General features: G+C 44.4%; 20 protein-coding genes and 2 tRNA genes. 9 read left to right on the top strand and 13 right to left on the bottom strand.

Annotated elements, in window-relative coordinates:
* The 7 genes from yycI to ACKRAT_RS00130 form a co-directional block, all read right to left on the bottom strand.
* A complete protein-coding gene (yycI, locus tag ACKRAT_RS00160; RefSeq protein ID WP_411843101.1) occupies positions 1-777 on the bottom strand; it encodes a two-component system regulatory protein YycI in 777 nt (258 codons plus the stop codon).
* On the bottom strand, positions 777-2,090 hold the full coding sequence (locus tag ACKRAT_RS00155) for a YycH family regulatory protein (protein ID WP_411843100.1): 1,314 nt from the start codon (positions 2,088-2,090) through the stop codon (positions 777-779). Before ACKRAT_RS00155 ends, yycI begins: the two co-directional genes overlap by 1 nt.
* Positions 2,083-3,924, bottom strand: coding sequence for a cell wall metabolism sensor histidine kinase WalK (gene walK / locus ACKRAT_RS00150; protein ID WP_411843099.1), 1,842 nt, complete (start codon positions 3,922-3,924; stop codon positions 2,083-2,085). Before walK ends, ACKRAT_RS00155 begins: the two co-directional genes overlap by 8 nt.
* 16 nt (positions 3,925-3,940) lie before the next feature.
* Positions 3,941-4,642, bottom strand: a complete 702-nt coding sequence (yycF, locus tag ACKRAT_RS00145; RefSeq protein WP_411844473.1) for a response regulator YycF — start codon at positions 4,640-4,642, stop codon at positions 3,941-3,943.
* A gap of 134 nt (positions 4,643-4,776) precedes the next feature.
* Positions 4,777-4,849 (bottom strand) — tRNA-Asp (locus tag ACKRAT_RS00140).
* A 30-nt stretch (positions 4,850-4,879) separates the two neighbouring features.
* Positions 4,880-4,951 (bottom strand) — tRNA-Glu (locus ACKRAT_RS00135).
* Between the two features lie 166 nt (positions 4,952-5,117).
* A complete protein-coding gene (locus tag ACKRAT_RS00130; protein ID WP_411843098.1) occupies positions 5,118-6,260 on the bottom strand; it encodes an RNA-guided endonuclease TnpB family protein in 1,143 nt (380 codons plus the stop codon).
* A 487-nt stretch (positions 6,261-6,747) separates the two neighbouring features.
* Between ACKRAT_RS00130 and ACKRAT_RS00125 the strand changes: the two genes are divergently transcribed.
* From ACKRAT_RS00125 to cysC, 9 genes are all read left to right on the top strand, one after another.
* Positions 6,748-7,482 (top strand): phosphoadenylyl-sulfate reductase, encoded by a 735-nt coding sequence (locus ACKRAT_RS00125; protein WP_411843097.1) that lies wholly within the window; start codon positions 6,748-6,750, stop codon positions 7,480-7,482.
* Between the two features lie 126 nt (positions 7,483-7,608).
* Positions 7,609-9,438: an assimilatory sulfite reductase (NADPH) flavoprotein subunit gene (locus tag ACKRAT_RS00120; protein WP_411843096.1), complete on the top strand. Its 1,830-nt coding sequence runs from the start codon at positions 7,609-7,611 to the stop codon at positions 9,436-9,438.
* Between the two features lie 14 nt (positions 9,439-9,452).
* Complete coding sequence (locus tag ACKRAT_RS00115) at positions 9,453-11,171, top strand: NADPH-dependent assimilatory sulfite reductase hemoprotein subunit (RefSeq protein WP_411843095.1); 1,719 nt, start codon at positions 9,453-9,455, stop codon at positions 11,169-11,171.
* Between the two features lie 23 nt (positions 11,172-11,194).
* On the top strand, positions 11,195-11,968 hold the full coding sequence (cobA, locus tag ACKRAT_RS00110) for a uroporphyrinogen-III C-methyltransferase (protein ID WP_411843094.1): 774 nt from the start codon (positions 11,195-11,197) through the stop codon (positions 11,966-11,968).
* A gap of 12 nt (positions 11,969-11,980) precedes the next feature.
* Entirely contained in the window at positions 11,981-12,721 is a 741-nt protein-coding gene (locus ACKRAT_RS00105) for a sirohydrochlorin chelatase (RefSeq protein WP_411843093.1), read from the top strand.
* Between the two features lie 18 nt (positions 12,722-12,739).
* Positions 12,740-13,351, top strand: a complete 612-nt coding sequence (locus tag ACKRAT_RS00100; protein ID WP_411843092.1) for an NAD(P)-binding protein — start codon at positions 12,740-12,742, stop codon at positions 13,349-13,351.
* Between the two features lie 21 nt (positions 13,352-13,372).
* On the top strand, positions 13,373-14,281 hold the full coding sequence (locus ACKRAT_RS00095) for a sulfite exporter TauE/SafE family protein (RefSeq protein ID WP_411843091.1): 909 nt from the start codon (positions 13,373-13,375) through the stop codon (positions 14,279-14,281).
* Positions 14,282-14,300: 19 nt separating this feature from the next.
* Positions 14,301-15,494, top strand: a complete 1,194-nt coding sequence (gene sat, locus ACKRAT_RS00090; protein ID WP_411843090.1) for a sulfate adenylyltransferase — start codon at positions 14,301-14,303, stop codon at positions 15,492-15,494.
* A gap of 4 nt (positions 15,495-15,498) precedes the next feature.
* Positions 15,499-16,098 carry an adenylyl-sulfate kinase gene (gene cysC, locus ACKRAT_RS00085; protein WP_411843089.1) on the top strand — a complete coding sequence of 200 codons (600 nt, stop codon included), beginning with the start codon at positions 15,499-15,501 and terminating at the stop codon, positions 16,096-16,098.
* 55 nt (positions 16,099-16,153) lie between these two features.
* On the opposite strand, the gene ACKRAT_RS00080 is transcribed toward cysC, so the two are convergent.
* The 6 genes from ACKRAT_RS00080 to serS all read right to left on the bottom strand — a co-directional run bounded on the left by ACKRAT_RS00080 (position 16,154) and on the right by serS (position 23,650).
* Positions 16,154-17,440, bottom strand: coding sequence for an adenylosuccinate synthase (locus ACKRAT_RS00080; RefSeq protein ID WP_411843088.1), 1,287 nt, complete (start codon positions 17,438-17,440; stop codon positions 16,154-16,156).
* 114 nt (positions 17,441-17,554) lie between these two features.
* Positions 17,555-18,925, bottom strand: a complete 1,371-nt coding sequence (dnaB, locus tag ACKRAT_RS00075) for a replicative DNA helicase (RefSeq protein WP_411844472.1) — start codon at positions 18,923-18,925, stop codon at positions 17,555-17,557.
* 39 nt (positions 18,926-18,964) lie between these two features.
* On the bottom strand, positions 18,965-19,411 hold the full coding sequence (gene rplI / locus ACKRAT_RS00070; RefSeq protein WP_411843087.1) for a 50S ribosomal protein L9: 447 nt from the start codon (positions 19,409-19,411) through the stop codon (positions 18,965-18,967).
* Positions 19,408-21,384 carry a DHH family phosphoesterase gene (locus ACKRAT_RS00065; RefSeq protein WP_411844471.1) on the bottom strand — a complete coding sequence of 659 codons (1,977 nt, stop codon included), beginning with the start codon at positions 21,382-21,384 and terminating at the stop codon, positions 19,408-19,410. Before ACKRAT_RS00065 ends, rplI begins: the two co-directional genes overlap by 4 nt.
* Before the next feature lie 5 nt (positions 21,385-21,389).
* Positions 21,390-22,313, bottom strand: coding sequence for a DUF2232 domain-containing protein (locus ACKRAT_RS00060; RefSeq protein WP_411843086.1), 924 nt, complete (start codon positions 22,311-22,313; stop codon positions 21,390-21,392).
* A 59-nt stretch (positions 22,314-22,372) separates the two neighbouring features.
* Entirely contained in the window at positions 22,373-23,650 is a 1,278-nt protein-coding gene (gene serS, locus ACKRAT_RS00055) for a serine--tRNA ligase (protein WP_411843085.1), read from the bottom strand.
* Positions 23,651-23,695 lie beyond the last annotated feature (45 nt).

Raw genomic sequence — 23,695 nt, 5'->3', positions numbered from 1 at the left:
TCACTCACTTTCAATTATATCTTCTGTCGCGCTGATTGCATCCATATAGATTGTTTTCTCAACGCCCTGATCGGAAATCCTGAATTCCCATTTCGGCCTCAGCATAACTTGCTCTCCATCGTTTAAGATGATGTAGTAGCCGAGCCGTGCATTTTCTATAACTGCTTCTTCTGAAATTCTATCACGCTGATATAAATCTATGATGCCTTCTTTGGGGTCTCTCACTGCAGTAGGGGTGGAGTATGAATTTTCCCTGAGGTTCGTTAAGTGGGCCTGTTCATATGCTTCCGCTTCTGTGCCTTCTCCTCTGAAGACAAGCCTCGCGGATTCATGATTGAATATCGGATAATCTTCGAATTGCTGGTTGAATATCATCCGGTTTTCTGTGCTCATCACTTCATCATACTCGTAATTTTCACCTCTGTAAATACTCTCTGCCTTATATTGCTCCAGCGATTGACGATTCATTTTCGGTGCCTGATCCCCTTCACTGTACTCTACAATGATGCTGTGGGCGTCATCCATTTTTTCTATATCTTCCTCATCAATTTCTTCTACATCTTCGAAATCTTCTATCTCGCCTGACAGGACAGAAAGTTCCATAGGTTCATGTTCCGGAATTCCGGAGATGTCTATATCCGTTTCTTCAAGCACATCCGGTTTATTTTCAATTTTTTGCACACTTTCCTGCTGTTTATTATAAAGCATAAAGATGAGTGCCAGGTTGATGATGAGAAATACCAGGATATAAAGGGATTTAGTTAATTTCCAATCCATCAGTATAAGCCTCCTTCATCAAAACGCATCCATTCGCCGTCATACTTTACATACCATTCCGGCGTAAATTCCAGGAGGTTCAGTTCTGTCTGACTTTCTGCGAACCCCATATCATATCCGATGGTTATTTTAGATACTTTCTGGAGGTCCAATTCTTCATTCAAGGCAATCTGGTATCTGACGTTTTCCAATGTCGTCAGCTCTTTGGACTGATCGCCCGGCACATGTGCATCAATATGCAGCTGGGGTCTTTCGTATTCATATACTGCATCGCTGCCATATTTTACAGAGATGGTATTCATCACTTGATCACTGAAAACGACATACCCGTTCATGGTAAATCGGTATATCGATTCGTTGTCCTCTTCTTCATAGTCAAATAATATATGATCTTTGGCAAGCCCTGTATGTGAGTTAAGAAAATCAAAGCTCTTTTGTATCGTCTGATGCGGGTTTCTGTCTGAAGATAGTGTTTCATCCAGATTTGTGTACGAATAACTGTAAGTACTGCTGCTGTAAGTCGCAATATTACTATTCCCCTCGTACACATACACATCGTCATTGCGGGTGGTCGTAATTTCATCATCCATGAATAAAATATCATTCACCACATCTACGCTATGCTGGGTTGAAAGGAAGTTTTCCACGCTGATTGATCCCGGCTCACTCGGTCCGTAAATCGCTGTTTTATTGTTCGACGTTTTCTGGTTGGTGATTATTCCGGTATAACTCTCAAATGAATCCTCATATTCTTCAACGATGGACAGCAGGTACGAGCTGTCTATATTTGTATTCGCCACAGCAACCCTGTCCAGTGCCTCATTGAGCAGGAAAAATGTGACATGGTCCGAGGCGAGGTCTACGACAATACGGTCAAAACTGTAGTCGGGGAGGGAACCATCATATTCAAATCCTAAAACCTGGAACAGGGATTTGGACGGCATTTCCGAAGGATAGTCCACAATCAGGAATTCTTCCGTGCCATCCTCCCGAACCTCCGGGTTTAATCTGTTCATATTGTTATAAACATTGATATCCTCTATCTCCGTGCCATCCAGGAACTCTCTGACACCGACGACGGCATCTTCCTTAATTGTTCCCTGTACATCGTTCCCATCCGCCCATATGAGCTGGTAGGCACGCATCACATTCTTAAATGGCACCGTTTCGCCGCGTCCGATATTCGGTGTTGACTCTATCGATGTATCCACCTGGGAGAATTCAGGCTGGTAACTCCATACCATATAGGTGAGGACTGCACTGGTGATAACCAATATGAAGAGGATAATTGATTTCGCAGTTTCTTTAAACATCCCAGTCATCCTCCTCAAGCGTTTCACAAGGCAGGTTGATAAAGATTGTCGTCCCCTTATTTTCCACACTGTTTGCCCAGATTTTACCGTCATGGGCTTCGATGATTTCTTTTGATATGGCAAGTCCCAGTCCGGTACCGCCCATCTTGCGGGCACGCCCTTTATCCACGCGGTAGAAACGTTCAAATATACGATCCACTTTGCTTACCGGAATACCGAGGCCGTTATCTTTAATCTGGACGGTCATGCGGTTATAGAGCCTGTTTTGCTTAACGTGGAATTCAACCCGCTTATTCTCATTGCTGGAATATTTAATCGCATTGGATATCACATTATCCAGTACCTGTCCGACTTTATCCATCGCAATTTCAGTGAATATCGCAGTTTCAGGTATGTTTCGCACAAACTCCACTTCGTCCTTATGCGTCATTTCAAAACGGTCGATGATACGGTTCAGGAACATGTTGAAATCAACGATTTCTTTCGTTAATTCCTCTGCTTCATTATCCATTCGAGACAGCTGGAGCAAGTCTTCAACGAGACGGATCATACGGTCTGTCTCTTCCCGTGTAACGCCTAAGAACTTCGGTGCAAGTTCTTCATTTTTCCATGCACCTTCCTGTAAGGCCTCGATATAGCTGCGCATTGATGTCAATGGTGTACGAAGTTCGTGGGATACATTCGCAACGAATTCCCTGCGTTCGTTATCGACCCGTTCCTGATCGGTAACGTCATGCAGTACAGCGATATACCCATTGATGAACCCCGTGTCCTTTACAATCGTTGAAAAGTTGATGCGGAGTGTGGTCTCTTCCTCATCTTCTTCCAGGAACAGAAGCTGGCTGTCATTCATCTCCTGGATGTCTTCCAGCACCATATCCTCATCAAGCTCGAGAAGCTCAAGCATATCTTTTCCATATACGTCTTCTTCCCGTATATGAATCATGTCGAGTGCCATATCATTCACGATGCGTATACGGCCTTTTCTATCTGTCGCTATAATTCCATCCGACATGTGTGTAATTACAGAATCGAGCCGTTTCTTCTCACTCTCTGTATTCGCCTGTGCCTCCTGGACGCGTTTTGACAGTATATTAAATGAACCGGCAAGCTCACCGATTTCGTCACTGCTGTATATTTTAACGCGTGATGTATAATCCCCTTCCGACATAAGGAGTGCCTGGTTTCTCATATCCGTAATCGGTCTGGTGATTGTACGGGCAATAAATATACCTAAAATACTCGTAATGATGAGTGAGATCAAGGTTGCGATGATGAATGTATTATTAATCGCCTCAAGCTGCTGGTATACCGTTTCGATATTTGAGGCAACATAAATAGCACCGAGGATCTGGCCATCTTGAATAACGGGCTGGTTAAGCAGCCAGACACGCTGATCGTTCTGATCTACATTGACGTATATTTCATCATTGCGTGTCCCCGTCGAAATAGCCTCCTCAGTGAGTGGGGTGTTTATTCTGGAACCTACATTGGATTCGTTGGATATTTTACTCGTTGCCACGAGCAGATTATCCGAATTCACAAAACGCACTTCTTCGATCTCCGGCCGGTTTCCATAATCAGAGAGCAGTTTTTGTATCTCCTCGCGCATTGCATCACGGTCATCCCCGTATTCCGTATACAGTTCATTGATGCGCGTATCAATCAGACTGACCTGTGTTTCAATATTATCCTGGAAGTTGCCTGTTAATTCTTTCTCAAGCGTGTTCGTAAAATAAAGACCAATGATCTGCATCCCGATAACGATGAGAAGAACATATATAATAACAAGTTTTATATGGAGAGATTGAAGGTTTCTGAAAAACTGCTTCATTTACATGTTAACTCCTTTATTCGTCGCCTTGGATATAATAACCCACGCCTCTCCTTGTCATAAGATACTCTGGATGGGATGGATCAGCTTCAATTTTTTCCCGCAAACGTCTAACCGTCACATCTACTGTACGGACATCCCCAAAGTAGTCATATCCCCAGACCGTTTCAAGTAAATGTTCCCGGGTCATCACCTGTGACAGATGCCTTGCCAGATAGTGGAACAGTTCGAATTCACGGTGAGTGAGATCTATATCCTTATCATGTTTTTTAATCGCATAGGAATCCGGCAATATTGTAATATTTTTAATTTGTATATTGTTGCTTTCGACTTCCTTTTCCTGTGAACCTGTACCCTGGTTCCTTCTCAAATTCGCTTTCACACGCGCAATCAATTCACGTGTGGAAAAGGGTTTTGTAACGTAATCATCCGCCCCGAGTTCAAGGCCCAAAACTTTATCGATTTCGGAATCTTTGGCAGTCAGCATAATGATTGGCATTTCATGCTTTTTACGCACTTCCCGGCATACTTCCATGCCATCCATCCCCGGCAGCATGATATCGAGCAATACAATATCCGGCACAACCTCAAGTATCAGCTTTAAAGCATCATTGCCGTCGTATGCGCAATGCACTTCGTAACCTTCTTTTTCAAGATTAAATTCCAATATGTCTGCAATCGGTCTTTCATCATCCACTACAACAATTTTTTTAGGCATATCTTTCCCTCGCTTTGCTTCGAAGTCACGTTTTTCATAACTATCCATTATAAATGTATCATTTTTTACTATTTTTATCCATGTTGACACAACAAAAAAGCCCCAGCTGTATTTATGCTGAAGGCTTTGCTCTACGGTCCCGACGGGAATCGAACCCGCGATCTCCTGCGTGACAGGCAGGCATGTTAACCGCTACACCACGGGACCATGGTGATTAATTTATATAAATATGGAAAGTGACCCGTACGGGACTCGAACCCGTGTTACCGCCGTGAAAGGGCGGTGTCTTAACCGCTTGACCAACGGGCCATGTTGATTATTGTCTTTGGCACAAAAGTTATTATACCATGATATAAATTTCAATTTCAACTGAATTTTTACTTTTAGACATGAACTACGCCGTCATTAAAGTAACGGGTTTCTAGGAACACTCCTAACTTAATCGGTTCATTCCAGAACCAATCAGCGGTTTAAGCTATTTTACTAAGGCCTGTCCCAGGCCAAGATTCAATATATTTTTAGCCGCATTAATATCCCGGTCATGGTGGATGCTGCACGCCGGACACGTCCACTGTCTGATATTTAATGCTTTTTTACCGCTGTCAAACTGACAGCTGGAACACAGTTGAGACGTCTTATGCGGATTGACCACAATCAATTGTTTGGCGTAGATATCACATTTATATTTTAAAACGTCCCTGAATTGGCGCCAGGATTGGGACGCAATGCTGCGTGCCAGAGTATGATTTTTCATCAGGTTCCTTGTTTTCAGATCCTCGATGGATAGGATGTCATATTCAGACACCAATGTTGTTGTGATTTTATGGATGTAGTCCTTTCGCGTATTTGAGATTTTTTCATGCAATCGTGCAACATGGCGTTTCGCTGTTTGATAGTTTTTCGCCTCGCGTAGGGCAATCCCTTTCACCTCTGCAGCCAGACGGCGGCGGGCCATCCGTTTTTCCCAATACCGCATCTGTTTTTGATATTTTAAATGTAAGCGTTGGGACGCGTATTTCTGTCCGTCCGATGTAATCGCTAAATCGGACACACCCAAATCAATACCGACACTTTGCTCCGTTTTCGGTAACGCTTGGTTTTCGCTGGTTACCAATACTGAAATATAGAAGTGACCGGTTGGTTTGCGCTTGACGGTAACGGATTTAATACGTTCATTTTCGATATGTTTAAAACTATTCTTACACTTGACCCACCCCAATTTAGGCAGTTTGATATACCGCTGAGTGTGATTGAATCGAATATTATTGCCGCGGATCGTGCTCAAATACGACTGCCTCACAAATTTCCCGGATTTGAACTTTGGGTATTTGCACAATCCTTTGAAGAACCGGTCGAACGTCTCAGAGAGTCGTTTCACCGCACATTGAATAGCCACACTGTCCACATCTTTTAACCACTCAAACTCGCGTTTCATTTGGGGAATCATCGATGACAATGCGGTATAGCTTAACAGTTTTAAATCAGGATTGTTTTCATAACGGGCGTTCAACATCCCCAGCATTTCGTTCCATATGAAGCGGGTATGACCGAATGTCATATGAATCAGATTTTCTTGTTCCTGATTAGGATAAATCTTGCATTCAATGCCTTTATACACAGTATTTCACCGCCCCTTCAATGCCCATTATATCACCATAAGGCACACGCTATATAATATAAGCCGCGGATAGAGAAAGGACGCATTGAACCCGTATGATTAAGAAAACAAGAACCAATAACAGAATACAATGCAAGTCGTCCGAGACGCTCATTCATCACGCCATTAAAATAGCGTGTTTTCTCAGCTGACGACCTCTGATAAATAATTCAATGACTGGTTTTTCATTAAAAATTGCCGGTATAAAGCAGATAATGTTAAGAAAATGTAAATCCTACTAAAAAACTATAATTTAGCATTGACATGAAATTATCTATCAGATATGCTAGTCAACATAATTTAATATTTTCAAAAAATTCTAATTTTATAGAGTCTCTCTATAAGTTAAATAGACGGTTTCTATAAGGGGAGAAAATATTACCAATGAAATTTTCAACAGATTTATGAACAAAAAACTCTAATGTAAAAAAGGAGGAATGATGAAGATATGACAGAAACAGCCCTGACCTATGAGAATTTCACGACTGATCCTTTTCGAAATCTGACACCTGCAGATGAAACAAATGGTGCGCTCCGGATTTTGAAATGGGCTTATGGAAACTTTGGAGATTCCATCATTTATTCCTGCAGCTTCGGAGCTGAGAGCATGATACTCATCGACTTGATATCCAAAGTGAAAACAGATGCCCAAATCGTATTTTTGGATACGGATCTTCATTTTCAGGAAACTTATGACTTAATCGACAGAGTAAAGGAGAGATACCCCGGACTCCGCATTAAATTGAAAAAACCGGAGCTTACACTTGAAGAACAGGCAGATAAACATGGCGCCGCCCTGTGGAAAAGCGATCCCAACCAATGTTGCTACATCCGTAAGATAAAACCGCTCGAAGATGTTTTATACGGTGCATCAGCATGGATTTCCGGTCTGAGGAGAGAACAGTCTCCAAGCCGCCAGAATACCGATTTCGTCAATAAGGATGAACGGTTTAAGTCCATCAAAGTATGCCCGCTGATTCATTGGACATGGGATGATGTCTGGGATTATATCGAGAAATATGAACTGCCGTACAATGAACTTCATGATTTCCAATATCCGAGTATCGGATGCATACCATGCACTTCCCGGGTGAAATCAGGGGAAGACTCACGCGAAGGGAGATGGGCCGGTTCCGATAAAACCGAATGCGGACTGCATACTCTGGGTGACAATTCTAAATAAGCAGCGTTCTGCCACACATTAATGGCAAATTTTTTTACAGGTAAAACCGAGTTATAAAGTAGGAATAATAAGTATATAATCCGCGTCACGCCAATAATAGAGAAAGATAGGATGAGGTGATACTCCTTGCAGCTAACCGTAACAAACAGTCCATTTAATGAAGAGCAGACCGAAAAGATCAATCAAATACTGCCGACACTGACACCGGAACAAAAAATCTGGTTCAGTGGATATCTCACTGCGAATCAGCAGTCTGAGACCAAGGCCGGTATTGATGCACCGTCACGAGAAGTAGCAGAATATCTGCTGAATACAGAGAATCCATCTAAAACCCGGGAAATAACCATATTATATGGTTCTGAAACGGGTAATGCGCAAAGTCTTGCTGAAACATTGGAAGGTAAACTCAAAGAGAATGACTTTACTGTAAAGCTGTCCTGTATGGAAAACTTCAAACCGAAGGATTTAAAGAAGGTACAGGATCTGTTCATCATTTCAGCAACACACGGTGAAGGCGAGCCGCCGGATAATGCCGTTACTTTCCATGAGTTCATTTACGGCCGAAAAGCCCCCAAGCTGAGTGACTTGCGCTATTCAGTGCTTGCGCTCGGAGATCAGTCATATGAGTTTTTCTGCCAGACAGGTAAAGACTTCGATGAACGGCTTGAAGCACTCGGCGGGGAAAGGTTATCTCCAAGAGTAGACTGTGATCTCGATTTTGATGAACCCGCTGAAAAATGGATGGAAGGTATCTTAAACTCTTTAGCCGGTCCTGCGGAAAGTGTTTCAGCGCCGTCAGCCGATACTGGATCGGCACAATCATCCAATACACAGAAATATAGCAGAACCAACCCTTATAAAGCTGAAGTACTCGAGAACATCAATCTCAACGGCCGCGGTTCCAACAAGGAAGTCAGACATATCGAGCTCTCCCTGGAAGACTTCGGCGAGTCATTCGAGCCTGGCGACTGCCTGGGCGTATTCCCTGAGAACGATGCACGCATCGTCGATCAGCTGTTGGAAACGCTCGGCTGGAATCCTGAAACGGATGTCGGAATCAATGCGGATGGCGAAACACTGCCGCTTGCAGAAGCACTGACTTCGCGCTTTGAGATTACAAAGCTCACAAAACCGCTGCTTATAAAAGCGGCTGAAATATTCGGGAACGATGCGTTAAAGGAGAAAGTGAATGAAGAGGGATGGATCCAAAGCTACATAGAAGGACGGGACCTGATAGATCTCGTCGGCGACTTCCCTGCAGCTGATCTTCAGCCCGAAATACTGCTTCAGACACTCAGAAAACTGCCAGCAAGAGAATATTCCATTGCCAGCAGTTATAAAGCCAATCCTGATGAAGTCCATCTGACAGTTGGTGCAGTGCGCTATAACGCACACGACCGCGATCGGTCCGGTGTATGTTCCGTACAGTTTGCCGAACGCATCAAACCGGGTGACACTGTACCGGTGTATGTGAAGAAAAACCCTAACTTTAAGTTTCCTTTCAATGAAGATACACCAGTCATCATGATAGGTCCGGGCACAGGTGTTGCCCCATTCAGATCTTATATTGAGGAAAGGGAAGAACTTGAACTTGAAGGAAAAACATGGCTGTTTTTCGGAGAACAGCATTTCACTACAGACTTCCTGTATCAGACTGAATGGCAAAGCTGGCTCAAGGACGGAGTATTAAGCCGGCTGGATCTCGCATTTTCACGCGATACCGACGAAAAGATTTATGTACAGCACCGCATTGAACAAAACAGCAAAGAATTTTACCAGTGGTTGAACGATGGGGCTGCACTTTATGTATGCGGCGATGAAAAAAACATGGCCAAAGATGTACATTACGCAATCCGCACAGTGCTTGAAAAAGAAGGGGGACTGAGCGAGGAAGATGCCGAGTCCTACTTGAAACAAATGAAAAAAGATAAGAGATACCAGCGTGATGTTTACTAGAAAGGAAGGATAACATGGCTGAACAAAATAATACCCTGCTGTCAGAGAAATTGGATGAAATGGAGCGCATTAAAGCAGACAGCAACTATCTCCGCGGTACAATCGCTGAAGGCCTGGAAGATGGCATAACCGGCGCAATATCAGCTGAAGATACAAAACTTCTGAAATTCCACGGCAGTTACCAGCAGGATGACAGAGATCTGCGCGATGAACGCCGCAGGCAAAAACTTGAAGCTGCATACAGTTTTATGATCAGAGTGCGGGTGCCGGGCGGTACTTCGACACCAGAGCAGTGGCTGGCGATGGATGATATCGCCGATGAATATGCCAACGGCACACTCAAACTAACCACGAGACAGGCATTTCAATTCCACGGCATATTAAAAAGGAACTTAAAGAGCTCCATGCAGAATATAAACAGTGCACTGATGGATTCGCTTGCAGCCTGCGGGGACGTGAACAGAAATGTCATGTGCAACCCGAACCCTTATCAATCAGAGGTCCATCAGGAAGTGAATGATCTGGCCGGTGAAATCAGTGATTACCTGTCACCGAAAACCGGTGCATACCATGAAATATGGCTGGATGAAGAAAAGATTCTCGATACCCGGGATGACACGGAGGAAGTGGAGCCTATATACGGAAAAACTTACCTTCCGCGTAAGTTTAAAATCGGGATTGCTGTTCCACCGTCAAACGACATCGACGTCTACTCCCAGGACTTGGGCTTTATCGCCATTATCGAAGCGGGTGAACTAACCGGTTTTAACATATCAATCGGCGGCGGTATGGGGATGACCCACGGCAATACTGACACATATCCGCAGGTTGGACGGGTGATCGGCTATTGTCCTAAAGACAGAGTAAAAGAAGTCGCAGAAAAAATCGTTACGATACAGCGTGATTACGGCAATCGCACTGACCGTAAGCAAGCGCGGTTCAAATATACAGTGGATGCCAAAGGTGTGGACTGGATCCGGACTGAACTGAATAACCGGCTCGGCTGGGAACTGCCCGGCACGAAAGATTTTCATTTCGACCACAATGGCGATCGCTACGGATGGACGAAAGGCAAGGGCAGATGGCACTTTACGCTGTTTATCCAAAACGGCCGTGTGAAAGACACTCAAGACTATCCGTTAAAAACGGCTTTAAGGGAAATTGCCGGTGTCCATACCGGAGACTTCAGACTGACACCGAACCAGAACCTGGTCATAGCGAACGTTACCGCTCAGAAGAAAAAACAGATTCAGGCAATCATAGACGAATACGGCGTCACTGACGGTGAAAACTACTCCGGACTCAGAAGAAATTCAATGGCCTGTGTAGCCTTCCCGACATGCGGTCTTGCAATGGCGGAGTCAGAACGCTATCTGCCGTCACTGATCGACAAAATCGAAGAAATATTGGATGACGCCGCCCTTAAAGAAGAAGAAATCACAATACGCATGTCCGGCTGCCCGAATGGATGCTCAAGACCTGCACTGGCAGAAATTGCATTCATCGGTAAAGCACCTGATAAATACAATATGTATCTGGGCGGAGGATTTACAGGCAACCGTCTTAATAAGTTATATAAGGAGAACATCGGGGAGAAAGAAATTCTGGAAAGTCTGCGTCCGATCATTATCAAGTACGGTAAGGAAAGGCATGAGGGAGAACATTTTGGCGACTTTGTCATCCGTGCAGGCATTATAGAAGAAGTACACTCCGGCCAGGATTTTCACAGTTAACATAAATTAAAAGAGGTGACAGTATGGGAAAAGTATATTTGGTCGGAGCCGGACCCGGCGATCCGGACTTGATTACGGTTAAAGGGCTGAAAGCGATAGAACAGTCGGATATCATTCTGTACGACCGGCTGGTCAACAAAGCACTGCTCGATCATGCGCCGAAATACGCACGGTTTATATATTGCGGTAAAAGCCCAAACCGTCATTCGCTGCCGCAGGAGGAAATCAACGCACTCCTTGTGAGTCTGGCAAAAGAAGGCAGCACCATAACAAGGCTTAAAGGCGGAGATCCCTTCATCTTTGGCAGAGGGGGAGAAGAAGCTGAAGTATTGTCCGCACATGATATTCAGTTTGAAGTTGTGCCCGGAATCACCTCGGGAGCGGCTGCACCGGCCTATGCAGGCATCCCTGTTACACACCGGGACTACAGTTCTTCTGTCGCCTTTGTTTCAGGCGTCGTTAAAAAGAGCGTAGATGTCGAAGAGTATTGGAAGCATCTGGCTCTTGGGCCTGAAACATTGTGCATATACATGGGCGTGAAAAAACTTCCTGAAATATGCAGATTGCTGATCAAACACGGACGGAATATTGATACGCCGGCCGCTTTGATTCACTGCGGCACTTCAAATACACAAAAAACAGTCACAGGCACGCTTGAAAACATTGTTGAATTATCAGAGGAGATCAGGAATCCCGCAATGATTGTCATTGGAGAAGTGGTTCGTCTCAGAGATAAAATAAACTGGTATGAGGAGGCGGCATTCCAGGAAAATATTCCTGAAGCAATCTACCAGTGATGGAGGAGTTTCATGAGAGGGATTTTATATGTCAGCCACGGCAGCAGAATCAAGGAAGCCAGACAGGAGGCTTTATCATTTATAGAATCTGTCAAAAGTCAGGTGGATGTCGCACTTCAGGAAACATGCTTTTTAGAATTGGCTGAACCAGATTTGAAACAGGGTGTGAATACTCTGGTTGAAAAAGGTGCCACAGAGATCTCAGTCGTACCCGTTCTCCTGTTGAGCGCCGGTCACTACTTCAATGATATCCCGGAAGAAATGCAGCGGATTAAAGCAAAGCTTCCCAACATAAAGTTTTTATACGGGAAACCACTCGGAGTACAGTCACGGTTAACCAATATTCTGAAAGAGAGAATCGAAGAGACAGAGATACGCCCCAAAAGAGATGCCAAAGTATTGGTCGTCGGCAGAGGGAGCTATAACCCGCAGACCCAGATCGATATTACAACCATTGCACAGTCACTTTATAAATCGACCGGGTTTCAGGATGTGGATGTATGCTATCTCGCAGCATGCAGCCCTTCATTTGAAGATGCGCTTGGCTCAGCTGTTGATTCAGGGCATTCACAAATATTTATCGTTCCTTATCTGTGGTTCACGGGTGTCCTGGAACGACATATAGAAAGTGCAGTAAAAAGCCGTCAGACGGATGCCAGAATCGTGCTCTGCCATCATCTTGGCGATCATCCTGCGATGAAGCAGGCATTAAAAGAACGGGTGTATGAAACATTTGAACCATTGACTCTTTAAACCAGAGGATGAATAGAGATGGCTTATATTCCATTAATGATCGATATCTCCGGTAAAACTGTCATTGTGGTCGGCGGCGGTAAAGTCGCTGAACGCAGGGTGGACACTATGATCAAATACGGGGCAGACATTCATGTCATCAGTCCCGAAGTGACTGACGGCCTTTACTCTCTCTATGAACAGGGAGAAATCTCCTGGAATAAAAGGATCTACGACACGAAAGATGCACAAGAGGCATCTCTCATTATCGCAGCAACGAACAACCCGGAAGTTAACAGTTCCGTAAAACAAAACGCACCGGCAAATGCACTGCTCAATATGGCAGGGGAGGCAGAAGCGGGAGATGTGATATTCCCCGGCACACTGCACCGTGGCAGAATGACTATCAGCGTTTCCACGGGGGGCGCCAGTCCCGGCCTCGTCTCCTCAATATTAAAAGACTTAGACCACGAATATGATAATAATTATGAAGCATACGTCGACTTTTTATATGAGTGCAGAAAATGGGTTAAACACAGCACAGTCATGGTTGAAGAAAAGAATCGATTACTGAAAGATTTATTATCCGATGAATATTTGAATGCCGGCAGGCAGCAGGAAGTATTAGACTGGCTTAAATCACATGACTGAACATGAGGGGAGGGAGCAGGCATGCAAAAACTGATTATATTTGCACTCGTTGGTTTTTTTGCCCAATTAATAGACGGGTCGCTTGGGATGGGATTCGGCGCAACATCCTCCTCTTTGTTACTGACATTCGGTATCGCGCCAGCGATTGCATCAGCGACTATTCATTTTTCGCAAATTGCAACCACAGCCGCTTCCGGCGTATCCCACTGGAAATTCAACAACATCGATAAGTCATTAGTGCTCGGGCTGGCTGTGCCCGGTTCCATAACGGCATTTATAGGGGCAGCACTTCTGAGCAATATACAAAGCGAACTTATAAAACCATTTATCGCTGTATTTCTGCTCTCTATGGGCGTTTATATACTATATCAATTCATATTTAAGGGACAGCATAAACCACGGGACGGTACAAAAAAGATTTCCAGTCTGTCTCTGATTCCACAGGGCGCCGTTGCAGGGTTTCTCGATGCAATCGGCGGCGGAGGATGGGGGCCGGTAAATACACCCCTCATGTTATCCCGCAATAAGCTTGAGCCGAGATACGTCATCGGCACTGTGTCAACGGGTGAGTTTTTTGTAACCATTTCCGCATCTCTCGGATTCATTATATTCCTCGGCTGGAGCCAGATCAGCTGGGCATTGGTGATCGTACTCGGTTTAGGCGGCGTTGTGGCTGCACCATTTGCAGCATGGCTTGTTAAAGTGATGCCTGTTCATATTTTGGCAGTATGTGTCGGCGGATTAATCATTTTTACTAACAGCAGCATTTTGCTTAGTGCTTTCGTGGAGAACCCGGTTGTTTCAACAAGTGCAAGACTTGCTATTATTCTGAGCTGGATTGCATTGATTGTTTACACATTGTATCAAAACAAGAAGCTTCCGTTCAGTTTTCAGAGCCGGGAGGCTGACGAAGTAAAACAAATACAATAAATTAAAGGAGCGTGTCAGTATGACAGTAACAAAAGAAATTCTTGAACAGACGGTACAGCCACACGGCGGAGACCTCATTAATAGAGAGGCTGAAGGCGACTTCAAAAAGCAACTTATAGAAGATGCAAAATCATTCCCCGCACTCACATTGAATCCGTGGAGTCTGTCTGATCTAGAATTGATTGCAATTGGCGGTTTCAGCCCGCTGACCGGATTTATGGGTGAAGCTGACTATAAAAATGTAGTTGAAAATTTACGGCTTGAGAACGGTCTGATCTGGAGCATCCCGATTACACTGCCTGTGACTGAAGACGTTGCGGAAGACCTTGAAATAGGATCCAGCGTCGCACTTTACGGGGAGGATAAAAAACTATACGGCGTGCTGGAACTCGCAGAGAAATATACTTATGACAAAGCAAGGGAAGCGAAGCTAGTATACGGAACTACAGATGTTGATCATCCGGGCGTTGAAAGAGTATATGAAAAAGGCAGCGTTTATCTTGCCGGTCCGATTCATCTTATAAATCGTCCTGCTCATGATGAGTTTGAAGATTTTCACCTGGATCCTTCAGAAACAAGAAAACTGTTCTATGATCTCGGATGGAAAACAGTTGTCGGTTTCCAAACGAGAAATCCTGTCCACCGTGCCCATGAATACATCCAAAAAGCAGCGCTTGAATCAGTCGATGGTCTGCTTTTAAACCCTCTTGTCGGTGAGACCAAATCAGATGATATTCCTGCTGACGTCCGCATGGAAAGTTATCAGACCATACTCAAATACTACTATCCGGAAGACAGGTCCAGACTTGTCATCTACCCTGCAGCGATGCGGTACGCAGGGCCGAGGGAATCAATACTGCATGCTACCGTACGCAAAAACTACGGCTGCACTCATTTCATAGTCGGACGGGACCATGCAGGAGTCGGAGATTATTACGGTACTTATGAAGCACAGGAATTAATTTCCCAATATGAAGATGAGCTTGGCATTCAAATATTCAAGTTTGAACATGCATTTTACTGCGTCACTTGTGAAAACATGGGAACGGCTAAAACTTGCCCGCATGATAAATCGTCTCATGTCCACTTAAGCGGTACAAAAGTACGGGAAAAACTGCGCAATGGGGAACAACTTCCAAAAGAGTTCTCAAGACCGGAAGTTGCAGACGTACTCATCAAGGGACTTCAAAAAAATTTATCTCATCAGGAGTGAAAAAATGAATACATCAACTAATATTATATGGCACGATTCAGAAGTGACGAAGGAAGAAAGACAAGACCGGAACAGCCATAAAAGTGTCGTCATCTGGTTCACAGGATTTTCTGGTTCAGGAAAATCAACCATCTCCGTTGCTCTCGAGAAGGCACTTTATGAACAGCATATCCATTCTTACCGTCTGGATGGTGATAATGTCCGCCACGGCCTAAACAGCAACCTTGGCTTCAGTCCAGAAGACCGCAAGGAAAATATCCGGCGTATTGGTGAGGTGGGCAAGCTGATGGTTGATGCAGGCATCGTGACAATGACAGCTTTCATTTCTCCTTACAAGGAAGACCGTAATTATGTAAGAAGTATCCTTGAAGAAAAAGAATTCATCGAAGTATACACAAAATGCAGCCTGAATGAATGTGAAGCACGCGATCCAAAAGGACTCTATAAAAAAGCTCGGGCAGGAGAAATCAAGGAATTTACCGGTATCAACGCGCCATATGAAGCACCTACAAACCCTGAAATTGTCATCGATACAGAAAAACAGACAGTGGATGAAGCTGTTGGTGCCATCATTTCCTATCTGAAGGATAATCGCTATATATAAATCATTTATAAAAAAGCTCCACAGGACATGAGTTTGTCCTGTGGAGCTCTTTATATTATGCCCAGAAATCTTTAAGAAGATTCGTCTGGTTGCGATCTGGACCTACAGAGAAAATTGAAATTGTAACCCCGGATAACCTTTCGATTTCGTGAAGGTAGTTTCTCGCATTTTCCGGCAGATCTTCAAGATGTTTTACGCCTGTAATATCTTCATGCCAGCCGGACATTTCTTTGAATATCGGCTTTGCACGTTTAAGTGCATCAAGTGTTGCAGGGTATTCTGTTATTTCTTTGCCGTCGATTTCATAGGCAGTACAGATTTTAACTGTATCCAGGCCGCTCAATACATCAATTGAATTAAGGGAAAGATCTGTAATTCCGCTGACACGTCTCGAGTGACGTAAAACAACACTGTCAAACCAGCCAACACGTCTCGCACGGCCTGTCGTTGTCCCGTATTCGCGTCCAACTTCACGGATATGATCTCCGCTCTCATCGAATAATTCTGTCGGGAATGGGCCGTCTCCAACTCTTGAAGTATACGCCTTACATACACCGACAATATTTTTAACAGACGTTGGGCCTACACCGCAGCCTACAGTGACATTGCCGGCAACAGGGTTGCTCGATGTAACGAACGGGTAAGTACCGTGGTCGATATCCAGCATTACTCCCTGTGCACCTTCAAATAGCACTTTCCCGTTATCAGTGAAAGCATCATCCAGAACTTTAGCTGTATCTGTAACGTATGGTGCCAGGCGTTCTGCTGCTTTTTTATATGGTTCGTAGATTTCATCAAATGTGAATCCTTCACGATTGTAAAGGGCTTCAAACGTATGGTTCTTTAACTTGAGGTTCTCCTCAAGCCGTTTCCTGAATGTTTCGTCGTCTATAAGGTCTGCCATACGGATACCAATGCGCTGAACTTTATCTACATAGCTCGGTCCGATGCCGCGCTTCGTTGTTCCGATTTTGTTTTCGCCGCGTGCTTCCTCTTCCAATTCATCCTGAAGCAGGTGATAAGGGAGGATGACCTGTGCACGGTTTGAAATTCTCAGATTATCAACGGAAATGCCGCGTTCGATCAATCCATCAAGCTCTTTGATAAGAGAGAGTGGGTCGATGACGACACCGTTTCCGACCAGTGATATTTTATCATCGTAGAAAATCCCTGATGGTACAAGGTGAAGTTTGTATGTTTCGCCACCGAATTGTATTGTGTGACCTGCGTTATTGCCTCCAGAGAAACGTGCAATGATGTCGGCGTCCTCAGATAAAAAGTCAGTGATTTTACCTTTACCTTCGTCGCCCCATTGTGTTCCGACTACTACTGTTCCAGACATTTGATTGCCCCCAATTTCTTCTTTGAAATACCGTAACCATTCTATCAATAGCGGGGAAAAATTGCAATAAAAATACGAACGTTTTTATATGTAATATATAAAAACATTCGTAAATTAATTTGGCGGAATGTATCCGTCATCGTAGCCTCTGTTATCCTGGTCAAAGAAGCTGCTGTAGGATTTGTTAAATATCAATTTAACTGTGCCGGTCGGTCCGTTACGGTGTTTGGCAAGGATAATCTCTATCTCATCCTGTTCTTTCTGTGCGCCTTCGGCATCATCTTCACCGTCTCCGCGGACGTAATAGTCCTCACGGTACAGGAAGGCGACAATATCCGCATCCTGCTCAATGGAGCCTGATTCACGAAGGTCACTCATCATCGGCCGTTTATCCTGCCTGGTCTCCACACTTCTCGACAACTGGCTCAGTGCGATTACCGGACATTCCATCTCACGGGCAAGCGCCTTGAGCATCCTGGATATTTCTGATACTTCCTGCTGCCGGTTATCGCTGCCTTTATTACTCGAACCCTGAATCAGCTGAAGATAATCGATGATGACCATATCAAGTCCATGTTCCTGTTTGAGGCGCATGCATTTTGAACGGATATCGTTAACACGGATACCCGGTGTATCATCGATGAAGATTTTGGAATCTGCAAGGCTTCCGATGGCGGTGGTGAAGTTATCCCAGTCATCATGGCCTAAATTCCCCTGGCGCAGTTTTGTCGCATCGATCATTCCCTGGCTTGAAATCATCCTTGATACAAGCTGGTCTGCACCCATCTCCAGAGAGAATATGGCAACAGTATAGTCGTCTGCGGACGTTCCGACGTGACCTGCGATATTCAATGCAAATGCCGTCTTACCCATGGAAGGGCGGGCAGCAAGTATGATCAGGTCGTTACGGTTGAATCCGGATGTCATGAAATCCAGGTCCCGGTAGCCGGTAGGAATTCCTGTTGTAGTTGTTGTCTGGCCTGCACGCGCCTCGACTTGCTCATAGACTTCGTGCACTACGGATTTCATCGACTTAAAGCCTTCATTTCTGCGGCTTTCTGAAATGGACATGATTTTTGCTTCTGCTTCTGTAAGCAGATCCTCAACATCTATTTCCTCGGAAAATCCTTCATTCGCGATATCTTCAGCGGTTTTTATCAATGTTCTCTTAAGGGAGTACTTCGCAACGATGTTCACATAGAATCCGATGTTTCGGCTTGTCGGCACCACGTTGGAAAGCTCCACGAGATAGCGCGGACCACCGATTGAATTGAGCTGTTCCATGCTTTTCAGCTGATCGATAAGCGTGACTACGTCAATATTTTCATGATTTTCACTTAAAATGCCCATTGCACGGTAAATATTCTGATGTTCTCTTCGGTAGAAATCTTCAGGGTCCAATGTTTCTGCAGTGGAAATAAAGATTTCGGGATTGATCAGTATGGCACCGAGAACAGACTGTTCCGCTTCCATATTGTGCGGCATCTGCTGATGTATCTCCAAAATCAATCCCTCCTTATTACTCTATTGTTCAATAACATGAACTTTGACTGTCGCTGTTACGTCCTGATGGAGTTTAACTTCCATTTTGTGATAACCAAGACTTTTCAGCGGCTGGGACATATCGATTTTTCTTTTATCCAGCTTAATGCCGTGTTGTTTCTCATAAGCCTCTGCGACTTGTTTAGAACTGATGGAACCAAATAATCTTCCGTCATCACCGGATTTTGTTTTGATTTCAACTTCTTTTCCTTCTATTTCTTCTTTAAGCACTTTTGCATCTTCCAGTTTCTGTTCGGCTGCAGCGGCAACGGCATCCTGCTGTTCTTTTAGCTTTTTAAGGTTGCTCGGTGTCGCTTCTTCAGCAAGACCGTTTTTAAGCAAGTAGTTTTGTGCATAGCCGTTGGCCACTTCCTTAACGTCGCCTTTATTACCTTTGTTCTTAACGTCACTTAGAAAAATTACTTTCATTCCTCTTCACTCCTATTATCAAGTACTTCATCGATTGCATCGATTAGATCATCATACAATTCGTCCATAGTTTTGTCTGTAACACGTGTAGCGGCATTGGACAGATGGCCGCCGCCGCCCAATGATTCCATCACTATCTGCACGTTGATTTCACCAAGTGAGCGCGCTGAAATACCGATGGATTCATCTTCCCTTATTGCCATGACAAACGACGCTTTGACGCCTTCAATTTGAAGCAGCTGATCGGCTGCCTGGGCAACAGTCACGGGATGATACGTCATGGAAGGATCCGCCTTGACGATTGCCATTCCATTGTCCATGATTTCTGCAGATTTAATCAAATCACTGCGGGCGATATACGTATCGATATCATCTTTCAGGAACTTTTGTGCAAGCACCGGATCGGCGCCGTTGCTTCTCAGGAAGCTTGCTGCATCAAATGTTCTTGACCCCGTACGCAATGTATAGTTGCGCGTATCGACGATGATCCCCGTAAGCATGATTGTCGCTTCAAGACGGGACAGCTTCTGCTCTTTATTCTGGTATTCAAGCAATTCAGCTACAAGCTCACTTGCACTGGAAGCATAAGGCTCCATATAGACGAGCAGGGGACTCGAGATGAAGTCATCAGCACGCCTGTGGTGATCGATAATCACTTTGCGCGTCGCTTTGTTTAATAGGACTTCATCAAGCACCATACTTGGTCTGTGTGTATCTACAACGACTACTGTCGTCTTAGTGGACATCAGTTCCCATGCCTCTTCGGAAGTAACGAAGAGATTCATAAGCTCCTCACGTTCCTGAACTTCCTTGAACATGCGCTGCAGGGTGTCATCGACATCCTCATCGTTTAACACGATATTCGCTTTGATGCCGTTCATCGTTGCGATTCTGGCAACACCAATCGCAGAGCCGAGCGCATCCATATCCGGGTGTTTATGCCCCATGATCAGAACATTGTCGCCTTCAAGCAAAATATCCCGTAATGCATGGGAGATAACACGGGCTTTGACGCGTGTCCGTTTTTCCATCGGATCCGTTTTCCCGCCGTAGAAACGGGCATTGCCGTTTACAGCTTTGATGGAAACCTGGTCTCCGCCGCGTCCAAGAGCCAGATCTAGACTGGACTGTGCAAGGTCTCCGACTTCGATATAGTCATCAGAGCCCTCACCAATCCCGATGCTCAGTGTAATCTGTGCCCCGATTGCCTGGGAGCGGTCCCTGATCTCGTCCAGAAGGTTAAAGCGCGTCGCTTCGATTTCTTTCAGGCTTTTACTGTTCAGTACAATGATGAATCTGTCCTGGGAAAATCTGCGGATATAGATATGATGGCGGTTCGCCCAATCATTGATTGTATTTGTAATCGAATTATTGAGCTCACTTTTCACTGCTTCACTCATATTCTGGGTGACATCATCATAGTTATCCAGGAACAGAATTCCTATAACCGGCTGTTTAGCTTCCAATTCATCTTCACGATTGCGCTGGTTTGTAATATCAAGCAGATGCAGCGCCTGATGCTTTTCATCCCAGTAAATTTTATAATGATGATCATTATAAGACGATTCCGTCATTTGAATATTGTTCGCTTTGAGCGTTGTCATGATATTCGGGAACAGTCTGTTGATCGGTTCGTTTATATTATCAACAGAAATTACATTGGTGATATGATCGTTCATCCATTCAATTTCATCGTCATTGTTGAGTAAAATGAGCCCCATCGGCAGATTGTCTATGGCATATTGTTTACTCCCTGCCACATCAAGAACCATCTGTCTGAACCTGATCTCACTCACAGTGAGTGAGCGGTAAAGGTACAAAAACAACAATGTTAAAAGGATGATGCTGACAACCAGGAATAACAGGCCGGTATTAAAATGATTAACCGTTATGAATATATTCATTACAAGAATATGAAACGCTGCAATACCAAAGGGTATAAATATCATTTTTTTATCCAGCACGTTGTACATCATCATCACTTCCTTTTAAGTTCTAATATTGTCCTTATTCTGAAGATCATTTCAAATACACCGATTAATAATGTTAATGGTTTCAGGATGATTAAAGGAATAAGCAGCAGAATGGAGACCGCCTTATGCAGATTCTTTTCCCTGAAGAAATAGTAGGCGAAACTTAGACCATGTATATATAATATCCATTCCAAAACAATAATCATGTTACTCACCGTTGAGAAGAACGTCGTTCCTTCGGTTGTAAAGAATGATACTATAAATAAAAGTAAATATAAATATAGTAAGAACCGCGGGAAAATCCAATATTTAAACGAACGATACTCCCACAGCTTAACAGGTGAGGACTTAAGGACGAGGCGCAGCATCAGTACGATATACAATGCCAGAACGAATGAAATCAGCGTGATATACGCAGGCAGATTAATGAACATCTGATCGAGCGCCTGTCTGATGAGATCAATATCCATTGGCGTTGCTGCAAAATTGCCATATAACTCAATCTGTTCCATGTACCAGTTACGGAAATTCATGTAAACGTTGGACAGCGGCTGAATCATGCCTGTCGACTGCATGATATTCAATCCGCCGAGAGTGCCGAGCATCAATGCGGCTGTCACGTAAAAGATTGTAACTTCCTGTGACAGGTTTTGCTTAAGTGTATGGTGCAGCACAACTGCGAGTATATAGAGCAGTAAATACCACATCCAGACAGTGACCGATAAAAGGATCACCGCGGGTATAAGAAAGCTGACAAAGGTCAGCCAAAAATGATAGTTCGACTCATGCTTCAATTTTACCAGGAAATACAAGGTAAAGGGTAAAATTACTGCGCCCAGGAATAAGCTGATGTCGGTTAAAGTGATAAACACAAACACCATCAAAAGAGCGAGCAACATTTGAAGCAACGAAACTTTATTATTCAACATTTCATTCCTCCAACCATTAAATAAAGCTCCTAAATGAATAGGAGCATCCAATACTACTATTATAACGCTTCAAGCTTTTCCTGACCACTCATATACGGTCTTAAAACTTCCGGAATTGTGACCGTGCCATCTTCATTTTGATAATTTTCCAAAAGAGCTGCCATTGTCCGGCCGACTGCAAGGCCGCTGCCATTTAAAGTATGGAGCAGTTCAGGTTTGGCATTTTTATCCCGTTTGAATTTAATATTACCGCGGCGTGCCTGGAAATCAGTCGTATTGGAGACAGAACTGATTTCTTTGTAGTCATCATAGCTCGGCAGCCATACTTCAACATCATATGTTTTTGAAGCACCGAAGCCGATATCTCCTGTGCAGAGTATTACTGTACGATGCGGGATTTCCAGCAGGTTCAGTATATTTTCAGCATGCCGGGTCATCTCTTCCAGCGCGTTCCAGGAATCTTCCGGGCGCTCCAAACGGACCATTTCCACTTTGTTGAACTGGTGCAGGCGGATCAGGCCGCGGGTATCCCGGCCTGCAGAACCGGCTTCACTTCTGAAGCAGGCCGTCTGGGCGGTGAACTTCACCGGGAGTTCTTCATCGGACAGCGTTTCATCCTTATGGAAGTTCGTGAGCGTCACTTCAGAGGTCGGAATCGTATACATATCCATGTCCTCCACTTTGAAGAGGTCTTCTTCGAACTTGGGAAGCTGGCCTGTGGAGAACAGCGCATCTCCGCGTACGATCTGAGGCGTCATCATCTCTTTATACCCATTGCCGTTATGCACCTCCAGCATGAAGTTCATCAGTGCACGTTCAAGCCTCGCACCGTCTCCCGTGTGGTAGACAAAACGGGCACCGGATACTTTCGCTGCACGTTCGAAGTCGGCAAGGCCCAGGGAATCAAGCAGGTCCCAGTGCGCTTTGGGTTCAAAATTGAATTCTCTCGGAGTCCCTTCACGTCTGATTTCAACATTTTCAGTGTCATCCGCACCTTCGGGCACATCATCGTGGATGAGATTTGGAATGCGGTGCATACGGTATTCATAAGCTTCTTTGACTTCTGCCAGCCTGCTGTCGATTCCCTTGATTTCATCACCGACCTGGCGCATTTCCTGAATCACGTCATCTGCGTCTTCTCTGTTTCTTTTCTTGATTGCAATCTGTTCAGACACTTTGTTGCGTTTGCTCTTAAGTGTTTCCGTCTGTTGGATCAGCTGCCTGCGTTCCTCGTCCAGTTCCAGGATCTCGTCGATAATGACAGGATCCATCCCCCGTTTTTCCGTCTTTTCTTTAACAATATCTTTTTCATTTCTTATTTTTTTGATATCCAGCATTGCTTCCGCCTCCATCATCATTATTTTTATAAATAAAAAGATACC

This window comes from Salinicoccus sp. HZC-1 (genome assembly GCF_046736035.1).
Lineage (GTDB): Bacteria > Bacillota > Bacilli > Staphylococcales > Salinicoccaceae > Salinicoccus.
Note: the sequence above shows the minus strand (reverse complement) of the source record. Positions and strands in the feature narration are given on the sequence as shown.

Bases quoted from the DNA above. Each gene is read 5' to 3' on its own strand.
- yycF (WP_411844473.1), bottom strand. From the start codon at position 4,642: ATGCCTAAAAAAATTGTTGTAGTGGATGATGAAAGACCGATTGCAGAC.
- cysC (WP_411843089.1), top strand. From the start codon at position 15,499: ATGAATACATCAACTAATATTATATGGCACGATTCAGAAGTGACGAAG.
- dnaB (WP_411844472.1), bottom strand. From the start codon at position 18,925: ATGCCGCACAATATGGAAGCGGAACAGTCTGTTCTCGGTGCCATACTG.
- ACKRAT_RS00155 (WP_411843100.1), bottom strand. From the start codon at position 2,090: ATGTTTAAAGAAACTGCGAAATCAATTATCCTCTTCATATTGGTTATC.
- ACKRAT_RS00125 (WP_411843097.1), top strand. From the start codon at position 6,748: ATGACAGAAACAGCCCTGACCTATGAGAATTTCACGACTGATCCTTTT.
- ACKRAT_RS00115 (WP_411843095.1), top strand. From the start codon at position 9,453: ATGGCTGAACAAAATAATACCCTGCTGTCAGAGAAATTGGATGAAATG.
- walK (WP_411843099.1), bottom strand. From the start codon at position 3,924: ATGAAGCAGTTTTTCAGAAACCTTCAATCTCTCCATATAAAACTTGTT.
- sat (WP_411843090.1), top strand. From the start codon at position 14,301: ATGACAGTAACAAAAGAAATTCTTGAACAGACGGTACAGCCACACGGC.
- ACKRAT_RS00080 (WP_411843088.1), bottom strand. From the start codon at position 17,440: ATGTCTGGAACAGTAGTAGTCGGAACACAATGGGGCGACGAAGGTAAA.
- cobA (WP_411843094.1), top strand. From the start codon at position 11,195: ATGGGAAAAGTATATTTGGTCGGAGCCGGACCCGGCGATCCGGACTTG.
- ACKRAT_RS00105 (WP_411843093.1), top strand. From the start codon at position 11,981: ATGAGAGGGATTTTATATGTCAGCCACGGCAGCAGAATCAAGGAAGCC.
- yycI (WP_411843101.1), bottom strand. From the start codon at position 777: ATGGATTGGAAATTAACTAAATCCCTTTATATCCTGGTATTTCTCATC.
- ACKRAT_RS00065 (WP_411844471.1), bottom strand. From the start codon at position 21,384: ATGTACAACGTGCTGGATAAAAAAATGATATTTATACCCTTTGGTATT.
- serS (WP_411843085.1), bottom strand. From the start codon at position 23,650: ATGCTGGATATCAAAAAAATAAGAAATGAAAAAGATATTGTTAAAGAA.
- rplI (WP_411843087.1), bottom strand. From the start codon at position 19,411: ATGAAAGTAATTTTTCTAAGTGACGTTAAGAACAAAGGTAATAAAGGC.
- ACKRAT_RS00060 (WP_411843086.1), bottom strand. From the start codon at position 22,313: ATGTTGAATAATAAAGTTTCGTTGCTTCAAATGTTGCTCGCTCTTTTG.
- ACKRAT_RS00095 (WP_411843091.1), top strand. From the start codon at position 13,373: ATGCAAAAACTGATTATATTTGCACTCGTTGGTTTTTTTGCCCAATTA.
- ACKRAT_RS00100 (WP_411843092.1), top strand. From the start codon at position 12,740: ATGGCTTATATTCCATTAATGATCGATATCTCCGGTAAAACTGTCATT.